Consider the following 12493-nt stretch of genomic DNA (forward strand, 5'->3'; position numbering starts at 1 on the left):
TCTATTCCCGACAAAACAATCATTGGAACACACGATTCCTCCCTCACAGTAACCCCGCTACTCCTCCCCAGCCGACATGACATCCTCCATCTAACAACAAATTAAAAAATACTACTTCGCCACTATGAAACTCAGACTCCCCCTCCAACTGGCGGCGGCCATTTTGGCTTGCTTCGCCCAATTATCACCCTCCTCCGCCTCCGATACGTTGAGTATCAAATTCGGAGAGAATGGCACCAATATGGCCGGATCTCTCATCTTCGGAGAAGGAGGTTCTTCAGACCTTTTCTTTGGTAACACATCCATCGGTATGGAGGCTGTTTCCGGAAAAGACTGGTTCCTCTGCACGGATACGACCGGTTCCAAAAAAATGGCGAATGGCCCGACTGTCGCCTGGAATTCCTTGTGCGACTGGTATGTTGATGCCGGCAACGACTTCCTCGACCGTTGGCTGGGAGAAAGCAAAGATATCCCAACGACCATCAATGTCAGCGGCATCGACATGCTGCAATACACGGTCTACATTGTTTATTCTACCGACAATGGCAGCAAATGGTTTGCACCCCTTGTCAACGGACAGTACTACTCCTACGATGAAGCTGGAAATCTGGTCGAATCCGATGCTGCATGGGGACAAGCCGGAAGCAGGAATGATATCGTTCTGAAGGAAAATACCATCGCCATCGGAGGTCTCACCGGAGACCTCTCCATCATTGGAGGCTACAACAGTGGCGGCAACCGTGGCGGCATCGCCGGCATTCAAATCGTCGATTCTTACGAAGGAACGGTTCTCCACCGTATCACACCTGCTGGGACAGCTGCGTGGACAGCAGCCGAATGGTCCGATACCAGCGGAAGTACGGGCTCTCTGGCGTGGGGAACGGGGAAGCAGGCAGCTTTCATCTATGCCCATGCCGAGGGCTCTACACTAACTTTGGATGGAACCATTTCTACGGATGGGCTCATTCTTAAATCAGGTTCCCTGGCTCTCTCCGGAGGAAGGCTCAATATGACCGGGCCTTCCATGCTGCAAACGGCAGAAGGAACCACCCTGGACCTCAGTGCCACAACCTTTAACAATGAGCTAGTCCTGTCCGGAAACGGCTCCGTGATTATCGACACCATTTCCAGCACGATCAAGGTCACCGGAGGAACGCTTAAACCGGGAACTCTCCACGACGGTTCCCAAATCACAATAACCGGATTAGGAAGTCTTGGGGGAGACTCAGTCAAACTGGAATCCGGAGCAAAAATCATCCTCTCCGACAACAATTCCAATGCTTTCACTTTCAACAATATTTCGGGCGATGGCACTCTCCTGCTCATTGGCGCTATCGTCGGTTCATGGGCTACGGACAACAGACTGACCAATACACGCACTGAAATCAGAGACAGAGAAAGCGTCTGGCTACCCGGAGGTTCTTTTGACGCTGAAAAAACATATTCCCTGGGCAGAAACCTTTACATTTACTCCGGAAGCTCCCTGAAGCTTAAATTCCCGGCAGTCAATGACAATGCCCATACCATATCTTCCGTTCTTACTCTGCAGGAAGGAGGCACCCTGTACGGAGGCGTTGGTTGGGCGGACGATCAGGGAGGCGGTGCCAACATGGCAAATATCAATTTCATCAATGGCATCACAATTGAAGCAACGGCAGCGGCTGATGACATCGCTTTGATCTACCTTTCCTCGGGACAGCGTGGCCTGTTAACCTCCAAACTCAATGGCTCCGGCACCATCAAACTTGAACGTGTCGGCGGAATATCCTACGGCGGCAGTATGGTTCCGGAATCAAGCCTAGTGATCACCGGGGCGGATGACGATGCAACTCGCCGGTTTTCCGGGAAAATACAGCTTACAGGAGTTGATGGAGAAAAGAAAACCCACTTGATTCTCAATCATCAATTGGCAGCTGAAAAAGCTCTCATCTCATTGCAGGGAGCCTTCTCCGGACTCTCCCTGGGTGTCTCGGAGAGTACCATTGCCGGTCTGGAATCCGTCCTGACCGGAGCAGAACACATCACTGTAGGAATTACCAGTGGGTCAACACTAACTGACAGTGCTCTGACTATCAATTATTCCGGTAAAGACACCCTGACATATGCCGGAACTGTACTGGCCGGAATCAGTATCAATAAAACAGGTACCGGCACACAAGTTTTAAGTGGAGACATGAGCGCCTTCAACGGCACGCTGACTGCTAGCGAAGGTGAGTTGATCCTTAACAATTTCACGGGAAGAGGCATGCTTGCCGCCAATGGGGGAAAACTGATTTTGGATGGTTCGGGCACCTTCAACGCGAATGCGACTGGCACAAAAGAAGGTACCTTCGTGTTCAGAAATGGTTCGTGGAAGCTCTACATCAGCAGCAATAAAACATTCGATGCCGGAACATTCCATATCGAGGAAGGAGCCATGTTCCGCACGACATCACTGTGGAAACATCACCTGAATTTTGGGTCAGAATCCAAATGGACGGGAACCGGAACCTTCCGTTTTGACGTCCCGGAAACACAAGGCCAATACGATGGTTTCCGCAATCTGACTCTCCAGGGAAGCACGGCCGGATTCACGGGCACACTCGAATTGCTCGGAACCGACTGGGATGCAAACCAATATGCCTACCGTACCATGCTTTATCTGGATTCTGCCGATAACACTTTTGGAGGAATTATCAAAACCGTCGGCATCAGTAAATCGGAAGGAGGCGATACCAGCATCATTGATGACAGCGTCACCCCCAACTCCGTACAAATCATCGTTCAGAGGGATATGAGTGTCGCCGGCCTGGAAGGACAAGGAGGCCTTGTCACTGGAGATGAAACCATCGGTACCGTTGATCTGATCGTGGGGGATGCCGCCAACCATACATTCGGCGGAAGCATCGGCACGCTCGTCAACATTGTGAAAGCCGGTGAAGGAACCCATTTCTTCACCGGAGATATGTCCTCCTTCAATGGGATATGGGAAGCTCGGGCTGGAATTCTGGACATTAGCGGAGCCACTCATCTGGGAACAGCCGCTACGGAATACCGCCTTGCCGGAGGGCAATTGAAAGTCGGAGACTCCTTCACTTTATCTGCCGCATCAACCTTGTCGGGCAGCGCGGCTTCCGCAGGCAGCCTGATTGGCAATATGGTACTCGACGGAGGTACTGTCACCGTCCTGAATGACACGACGGAAACTCCACAGTACATCATTGACGGCAATCTGACTTTGGGTACGGGAACAGCCCCCAAAGTCGTTCTCGACCTCAACTCCCTCTTCTCGTTGGCAGCCAGCAATACCCCTTATGTGTTCACCTTGTTCCAGAGCAACAACAACTTCACGGGATTAACGCTCGACGACATCGAAACAAAAGGCCTGATTGTGGACAATACATCGCGTGACTCCCTCTCCTTCGCTCAAGGCACACTCGGAGGCAAATACATCACGACCATGTCGCTTACCAAATCCGCTCCAGTCACCTTGACATGGACTGGCAATGGAAGCCTCTGGCAGACGAAAAACGGGCAATCCTCGTGGACGGCAGACATCGCTTCCGCCGATACCGGCTTCTTCACGGGAGACAAAGTCATCTTTACTGCCGACGCCAGCAACAAATCCGTATCTATCACTGGTACTGTCAAGCCGCGAGCCATGGAAATTCAGGGTGGAGACTACGTCTTCAATGCCGGGACCGAGGGAACGATCACCGGAGACGGAGCCCTGACTCTCAACAGTGGAAGCCTCAGCATAAACCTAGCCAATGCCGGATGGAAAGGATCCATCGACGTCAAGGCAGGCGAACTGAAATTCGCACAAGATGGCCTAGGAACGGGCAAAATCACCCTGAATAACGGAACAATGCTGAGCTGGCTTGCCGGCAACCAGCAGGATGTCTCCTCGCGTCTGAACTGGGAGGAAGACTCCCATATCACCCTGAACATTGCCGGAGCCGATGACAAAGTGACCTTCGGAACATCCATTTCCAACAATGCCCATGTCACCAAGCTGGGCAACGGAACCATGATCCTGAATGGAAGCGCCCGAATCACAGGCTCCCTGACCATCGGAACCAAAAATCTTAGCGGAGGCATCGTCTCCATGACGGGGGGAGGCAGCACGACTCCCGCTGCCGTCAAGGGAGCTATCGACGTCGTCAATGGCATTCTCAGCCTGGACGCCGTCAGCATGACAGGATGGGGGGAAGCCGCCAACAATGTCTCTTCCCTGGCAATCCGAGAAAACGGGGAAGTCAGATTCACCACAAGCGACAACCAGACATTCACGGATCTGACTGTCACCATGGAGGGCGGTACGCTTTCCGGCAGTACGGGACGCGTTGATTTCTACGGACAGACAACTCAGGTAAAGACTCTGGCTTCATCGAAAGAATCCATTATATCCACCCAAGTTTCTTTGCGGCAGGATGATAACATCTTTGACATCGCCGATGGAGTTGCCGCCAATGACCTTCTGGTTTCGGGCAATTTCATTACAACCGGCGGAGAGGCTGTCACCCGCACATTGATCAAGCTGGGCGCCGGAACAATGAATATCTCCGGGCAGTACAACATCGCCAAAGGCATCGAAGTCCGAACCGGGAAACTCATTCTGAGCAATGCCGATGCCAAACTGGCCGCCACGGAAATCTCCATCCACAAGGATGCCGTACTCACCTTCAATACCATGAAGGCAGAGGGTTACAACTACGGAGGAATCCTGTCGGCACAAGGAGCCGATGCAACTGAAGCGGGAACAGTCGAAACCGCCGCAGGAACCAAACTCGCCTTGTCGGGCAACAACTCCGCATTCAATGGAACTTTACAGATAGCCAACAACGCAGCACTGACTCTTCTTGGAGATATGGGCGCGGCCAATTTACGTGGTGACGGCGCCTTGCTCGTCCAGAGAGGAACAACCGTCATTTCCGGCAACAATGATGGGGATTCGCTCTTCAGCGGCACCATTACCATAACAAACGGTACACTTCGTGCCGGGACGGACACTGCCTTGGGCAATGGAGACATCAACCTTCAGGGAGGCACGCTGGATCTCACAGACAAAGCCCTCGCCAACAAGATTATTGCCACAGGAGGAACAATCTCCGGAAACGCGTCTGCTTCGATTGGCGATGTAGTCGCCCGCCGGGCATTTTCCACAACAGGGACATTATCAGTGGCGTCACTGTCCATGGATGCAGGGATCACGGTCTCGACAGCCAATCTGACGTCCCGTGGCGGCCTCACACTCGGTACCGGAGCCCTGCTTGCCACAACAGGCAATCTCACTCTGGCAGAAGGAACAACCATCAGTATCGATGCTCTTAACCTGACTCGGGATGATGCCTCCATAACGGTATCCGGCAATCTCTCAGTCAGTGGTAATGGTAGCGTATCCATCAAACTCGGAGACGACTTCATGTCCAACAATATCAGCGAAGGTAACTACACCATTCTGAGTGTCTCAGGCGGACTGGACCCGAACTGCTTTGTGGCAGGAACCACGCTCGGGGGCACACTTTGGGATGACGTTTCCGATGTCTACGAATTCAATTTGGTGCTTTCCGACGATAAAACAAAACTCTACCTCCATGCCGGCATCGACAACAACAAAGCCTGGCAGTGGAAGGGCGCTTCATCGGGGACATGGTCAAACACCTCGGCTGAAGATTGGAAGGACAAGGAAACAGGCCCCGAAGGAAAAGCTGTTTTCTTCGGAGCTGAATCCCCATTGGATCAAACAATTCACATTGATGAGACAGGAGTCAACCCCGTCTTCGTCCAGATACAATCCAATGCTTCCTACACCTTCACGGGAGGGGCCATCTCAGACTACACGGGAGCGGGCAACACGAAGCCAACCGCCTTGATGATGGCCGGAACAGGAACCGTCATCCTCCAGAATGCCAATACATTCTCCGGGGATGTCACACTGAACAAAGGAACCGTCGTCATTCAGAATGCAAATGCCTTGGGCAAGAACGGAGCCATCATTTTCAATAACGGCACTTTGGAATTCGGCAACAATGCCACGGATATTTCATCACGCTTCATCGTTAACGAAAACAAACTGAAACTGGCTGTTTCCGAAAATGTCAGTATCACTCTCGCCAATCTGGCGACCGGAATCAGGGACAACGCTCAAATGCTCCTGACCAAGTCCGGAGCCGGAAATTTAACTCTCGCACAAAGCTTTGCGGGAGACATGCACATCACCGATGCCGCTACGGAAGAGGCCGGCATACGCATCCGACGCTCGGATTCCGGAGGAAGCCTGACTCTTCAGGGCGCTTCCTACAAGTCGGTAACCATCGATTCCCTCAACACCCTTATCATCGACGGATCAAGCAATAACTCCCTGACTCTGGCAAATATGGCTCAGGGAGACGGCCGAATTCTGATCAATGCCGGGAAAAAACTCTCTATTGCAAGCGCTGGCCGTTGGGACGGCAAATTGGAACTTCGCAATGGAGCCACCCTCAGCCTGACCGGATCGGCCAATACGCTATCCGGAGGAGTCACTGTCAACGCTGATGGTGGTCAAGCCACGATCAACGCCGGAGGCTCCACCATCGGCATCGCGGGCAAAATTGGAGGTCTTGCAGAAGTCGACAGCCAGCCAGGAAGCCTCATGCTCCATCATGGCACGTTCGATCTTTCCGCTTCCACCGTTGAGGACAATGTCCACATCATCCTGGGCAATGGCACGAATCCAAGCCAGCTTCTTCTGGGGACGGAAGCGGACTCCACCTTGCGACTTGCCAACTTCACGTCTTCAGTGGGAAGTACCGTCTCCGGTACTGAAGGGCAAACTCTGGAATTGGTGGAGGCCGAACTCTCCGGTACCCTCACCGGCGGGTTTACGATTCGGGTAGATGGCGAAGGGTTGGGAAAAACATCCGTCATTCTCAAGGAAGGTATCAGCATCGGGGAGTATATCGGATTCGTCGTCTCCGGCGGGACTCTGGATCTGGCGGGACTCGCTCTTCAAAACGACATCACTCTGTATTCCGGTAGTCTCACCAACGCTTCCAACTGGGACAGCCATGTCAGTATTGACACTTCGGCAGGCCCAGACTGCATCGCCCTGGGAGACATCAAGGCAAGTGCCATCAAGAAGATTGTGACGAGCGACGGTTCTACAGTACAGGGAATCGGCCACGGAACAATTGAGCTTGATACCGCCAACCTCACACTGGGTGTCTCCAACACGAAAACATACACAGCATCAACGGACGCTATCACTGGAGCCGGAATCACCGTAATCAACTTCGGATCAAGGCAATCGGATGCCCAGGCAGATGATCGCATCACCCTGAGCGAAGGGACAAAGCTGTGCCTGAATCTCGGAGACGACCTGAAGGAAAATGTGCTCGACCAATTTGCCGTCAACTTCGATAAGGAAGAGCTCCTGCCCGACTATGGAGACTCTGGCGACAAAATCAACAGACTCTACTTCACCATTACCAATGGCAGACTCGATGTAGATCCCAAGCGGATCGACTTTGATCCCCTCCTCAAAATATGGGGGCTCAAGGTCGCCGGAATTGATGGAGGAAGCATCATCGCCGACGGCAATCTCTCCGTCTGGAGAACATCGAAAGAAGGGCACGTTAGCGGTTATGAAGACATAAACGACTACCGTGCCGTTTATCTGGACAGAGATATGAATATCACTCTGCCCGGCAGCGATGATCAGGTACTCACCATCAAGTACGCCAGCGGGAAGAAAGGTTGCGATCTCACCATCAACAGCGATGGAACAGGAACAGCGCGCGTCCAGTTCTACAATAATCGCGACCGCGATGGCAATCTGGTGCATTCCACCATCGCAGGCAAGCTCCAATCCGATGAGCACACGGCCATCTCCAAAACGGGTGAAGCCACTCTCAGCATCGGAGGAGATATTTCTATCGCAGGTAGCCTGAGCATCGAAGAAGGCGGCATGGCATTCACTCGCAATGACGGGGAACACACCATCGGCAGACTCTCCATCAGCAAGGAAGGCAAACTGACCATCTCCGGAGCCGAAAGCATCATCACCGTCAACACCCTGGAAAGCTCCGCCGGCACCATTCAACTGGGAGGAGATTCCATCCTGAGAATTACCAGCGGCAGCATCATCACCGGCTCCATTCAAGCCATCGGAGACAAGGACGAAACCGGAACGCTCGAATTGGGTGAAGGCACCATCCTCCTTCGCTCCCAAAATGCACTCGCCGGAATCAACCTCACCACAGCTTACGGAACCAACCTTGATCTGGATACCAAAGAGGCCTGCGCCACCATCAACAATTGGAACGGGCTTGGCACCCTCGCCGGAGAAGGATCACTCACCATCACCGGGCAAGCCAGCTATCGGGGTACTCTCGACGACTTCTCGGGCCAAATTGCAGTTGATCGTGGAGAACTCACCCTCGGCAATATAGGCAACAAGGCAGCCAGCCTGTCCGCTACAGGTGGAGCAAGCCTCACCTTGGACTACACCGAAGGTGAAGCCGCCTACGCCAACATCACCATCGGTGAAGCCTCCCGGCTAACCCTCATCGCAGGTAACGGCTCCGGTACCAACAACACACTCACCCTGACACGTGGCGGCAGCATCATCGGAGACTCCACACTCGGTTTCGTACTGAACACCGAAGCAGACGGAAGCCTGAGCCCCTCCAAACCGCTTGTCACCACCGGAGGCCAGGAACACCTCACCATGGGCGATGGAGCCACCATCCATATCGCCGCCGGTGACAACCAACACGTCATCAACGGAACCATGCCGATGCAAATCGCTCTGGCATCCCACGTCATTCAACAGGGCGGAGTCCAGATCGTCTTTGACGAACTCTTCGGCAAATACTTCGACCCAACCCAATCGCATGTCGAAACCATCAATGGCACCATGATCCTCACAACCACAGCCAGCAGCAAAGGATTCTACATCCACCATGCCAAGACTGAAGTTGCACAGGCGGGCGCCCAACTCATGGACATGGCTCTCATCACCATCAACCCGCAAACATCCGACAAGACCAGTACCCTGGCAGCCCTCCTAAACACCGTAGATGCCTCCATCAAGGCACACGATGCTGCTGGAGCCAGCCGTGCCATGGCAGCCTCGGCAGGCAGCACAGTCACCAGCCTTCTGGGGTCTCTACAATCTGATTTCCGCTACCAGCAGACCCTGCTCCGCAATCGCATGACCACCATGGGATTGCCCTCGGGATATAGCTATGGCGGCGACCTGCCTCTGTGGAACACCTGGATGCAAGCCACCGGCTCCTACAACTGCCTCAATGGCGATGGAGACAATGCCGGGTACCAATACAACACCTGGGGAGGTACCTTTGGCGTCGATGCCAACTTCACGCCCGGATTCACCGCAGGTATTGCCATGACAGCCAGTTATGGAAAATTGACATCCAACTCGGCAGATAGTCTCAGTGGAGACATGGACAACTATTACGTCAATCTCTTCGGCCGTTACCAGCGCGGCAAGTGGGGACACAACTTCATCCTCACCGCCGGATGGAGCCAGGGAGATGCCGAACGCACCGTTCCCCTGGGGCAATATAGCTACGCCGGACACAGTGAAACCAGCGGCAACACCTGGGGCGCCATGTACGAAGCCACCTACGACATCTCCCTCGACGAAAACAACAGCTCCATCCTCCAACCACTCGTCAACATCTCCCTCCACAAGAGCAGCATTGACGACTACAACGAAACCGGTGCAGGAAACGCCGGACTCGCCGTCAGAGACATGGACGCGACAACAGCCACCATATCGGCAGGCATCCGCTGGATGGGCCTCATGGGAGGAAACCTCTTTGGCAGAGAATCCCTGGCTGAGCTTCGCATGCAGGTTTCCCAGGATATGGGTGACACACAGAATGAAGCCCGCGTTGGATTCCAGGGGAATCCCGGTTTCAGCCAAAACGTCAAAGGAAGCAAAATGGGAACAACCGGCCTTCAAATCGGAGCCGGAATCAGCATCCCATCCGGAGAACAAGGCACAGTCTTTATGGAAGCCAATGCTGACATCCGCAGCCGCATGACCTCGGCTAGCGGCAGCATCGGTTACAGGTACAACTTCTGATAAAAACGGAAGACGGAATAAAAGAGAAAAACAGCGGGGCGGCTCCTCCACACGCAAGGAGGAGCCGCCCTCAACAAAACCAATTGGCATCACCGAATGCACCTCTAGCCACTTCCCCTACCGAAACATAAAAACAATCGAACCGCAGCCCGGAAACGGAAAATTCCGGGTTCCCTACCTCTTCACATCATGAAAAACATATGAGCCTTCATATTAGGATGACCCGAGAAGCCGACCTGGCTATCCACAGGATGAAAACATATAACTTCCTGACAGCTTTGGTCTCAGCCATATTATCTTTTTGCTTGTTCGGCTTAACTCTGTATATGGTTACAATCGTTGTATCAAAACCGGAAATACCGGAAATAGTTGCCTATGCCGCAAGCAACGAAGAAGGGGCTCCCCTGGATACTCCATTGACACCGGAACGAGTCATCACCCGACCGACTGCGAGCATTCAAAATCACGCCAGCATCATCACTTCCGACGCAGTAAGCGATGTAGCAATTAGCTCGGTAGACATCGACACTCCGGAATTTTCCGATCTGGGCCAAAGTCTCGAACTGGGCGTCGATTTCGGTACAGGAGTAGGTGACGATCCCGGTACGGAAGGAGGAGGTTTCGGCACGGACTCTCCAGCAGGAAGTTCCCTGGTTGGTACATTCTACGATCTCAAACAAACAGCATCCCGGAAACCGCTCAAAGAAGACTTGAGCTACGAAGAACACACGAACATCTTAAAAAGATTCGTTCAATCGAGATGGAAGGAAAGCACACTGGCCAAATACTACAAAGCACCGAGGAAATTGTACAACTCACACATTTTCATCTCCCACAGATCAGCCGAGGAAGCACCGAAAGCCTTCGGTTGTGAAAACACAGTCAAGCCCAAACACTGGGTGGCCATCTACCGAGGAAAAATCGTTGCTCCCAAAACCGGGAAATTCCGTTTCGTAGGACTCGCGGACGATATCATGACCGTCCGTCTGAACGGCAAGGAAGTATATGATCACGGCTACTTCTACATGACAATGGGAGGCAGGTATATGGAAAGCGAAGAGATCTTTCTCGTCATGGAAGGCAAAGCCAAAAATGCCATTCTCAAACGAGAAATCCAGAGATCGGGCATCTACCACATCCCTGCCAAATTCTATAAATACAGTACCATGGGGCACTACAACAGTCGCTTGAATGGAATGATTGTCGGCCCTGAATTCTCTGTCACAGCCAATGAAATATATCCCATTGAAATTATGATCTCAGAAGTACCCGGGGCCGGATTTTCCGCCTTTTTGTTAATAGAAGAAATTGGTGCCGTCTATGCTAAAAAAGACCCCAGCGGCACTCCGATACTGCCCCTATTCCGAACCAATTACTCCCTTCCCGATCCATCATTCAATCAAGGGACCAGACCTCCATTCGACCCCATTGGCCCGGTTTGGCCATGCGTCAAATAAAGTTTCGCCTGCTTACTCTCCGCATGCAAGCCACAGGCAGTATCTATCCGGGAATACTCTGTTCCGGAATAAAAATAAGGCTTCTCCGTAACATTTTGCGGAGAAGCCTTAAGAAAAGTTGGAGCGGGTAACGGGAATCGAACCCGTATGATCAGCTTGGAAGGCTGGAGCTTTACCACTAAGCTATACCCGCGTGACGTGAGGAAAATCTACATTTTCCTCACCAGAAGTCAAGATGTAATTCATTTTTTTCCTTCTATTATCTGCAAACAATATGATTGACACCCCTCAGAAAACAGCGTAAGCATTTCTCCACATAGCGTCATGCGGGTGTCGTTCAATGGTAGGACACGAGCTTCCCAAGCTTGTGACGTGGGTTCGATTCCCATCACCCGTACCAATTCGCCTTTTCCTCCCCCTTGCAGAATACCTTAATTCGCAAGGGTTTCTCATTTCTATCCAGCATATACCAGAAGTCACGAGTCCGGATCAGCGTTCTGTACGAAGGACTTTGCCGTCGGCAGAAATCAGCAGGTCGTAATCTTCGGTGTCAGTAACCACTTCTATGTCGTAACTGACAGTCTGACCTTCGGTGATTTTTTTAACTTCCTTGATTCTTCCCTGAGGATAGTCTTTCAAAGCTGCTGTTCGGACAATTTCCGGAGTGAGGGCTGGATCGATTTCCTCTTTGACACGAACTATCTTACCGTCCGAAGTAAGCTTCACTTCGACGTCAAAGCCGTTGATGCGAAATTCCGCTTCGTACTGTTTGGTACGATTATTGAAATCCCACTCGATTTTGCGCACCTGGGCGTAAGCGGATTTCACTCCGGAAACGACCTCCGCCGGAACGGATGTTTCAGGAATATCGGCAAAAGCCGGAACAACCCATAAAATGGCGGCAGCAAAGGACAAAATACTCTTCGTTTTCATCATATGTGGTATGATTCTAAAATAG

General features: G+C 52.4%; 3 protein-coding genes and 2 tRNA genes. 3 read left to right on the plus strand and 2 right to left on the minus strand.

What is annotated here, in order from left to right:
• Window positions 1-124 precede the first annotated feature (124 nt).
• Together QET40_RS11420 and QET40_RS11425 are read left to right on the plus strand one after the other, a co-directional pair.
• Window positions 125-10078: an autotransporter domain-containing protein gene (locus tag QET40_RS11420; RefSeq protein WP_280127301.1), complete on the plus strand. Its 9954-nt coding sequence runs from the start codon at window positions 125-127 to the stop codon at window positions 10076-10078.
• A gap of 326 nt (window positions 10079-10404) precedes the next feature.
• Window positions 10405-11535 (plus strand): PA14 domain-containing protein, encoded by a 1131-nt coding sequence (locus QET40_RS11425; RefSeq protein WP_280127302.1) that lies wholly within the window; start codon window positions 10405-10407, stop codon window positions 11533-11535.
• A 119-nt stretch (window positions 11536-11654) separates the two neighbouring features.
• On the opposite strand, the gene QET40_RS11430 is transcribed toward QET40_RS11425, so the two are convergent.
• Window positions 11655-11728, minus strand: a tRNA-Gly gene (locus QET40_RS11430).
• Between the two features lie 133 nt (window positions 11729-11861).
• On the opposite strand from QET40_RS11430, the gene QET40_RS11435 reads away from it, so the two are divergent.
• Window positions 11862-11935, plus strand: a tRNA-Gly gene (locus tag QET40_RS11435).
• An 89-nt stretch (window positions 11936-12024) separates the two neighbouring features.
• Here the strand turns inward: QET40_RS11435 and QET40_RS11440 are convergent.
• The gene (locus tag QET40_RS11440) at window positions 12025-12471 is read right to left on the minus strand and encodes a PepSY domain-containing protein (RefSeq protein WP_280127303.1); all 447 of its coding nucleotides are present in this window, start codon (window positions 12469-12471) and stop codon (window positions 12025-12027) included.
• Window positions 12472-12493: the final 22 nt, after the last annotated feature.

Origin of the sequence: Akkermansia sp. N21169 (assembly GCF_029854675.1) — a bacterium.
Lineage (GTDB): Bacteria > Verrucomicrobiota > Verrucomicrobiia > Verrucomicrobiales > Akkermansiaceae > Akkermansia.

What these genes read in the sequence shown, in the direction of transcription:
- QET40_RS11420 (WP_280127301.1), top strand. Translation starts at nt 125, where the DNA reads ATGAAACTCAGACTCCCCCTCCAACTGGCGGCGGCCATTTTGGCTTGC.
- QET40_RS11425 (WP_280127302.1), top strand. Translation starts at nt 10,405, where the DNA reads ATGGTTACAATCGTTGTATCAAAACCGGAAATACCGGAAATAGTTGCC.
- QET40_RS11440 (WP_280127303.1), bottom strand. Translation starts at nt 12,471, where the DNA reads ATGATGAAAACGAAGAGTATTTTGTCCTTTGCTGCCGCCATTTTATGG.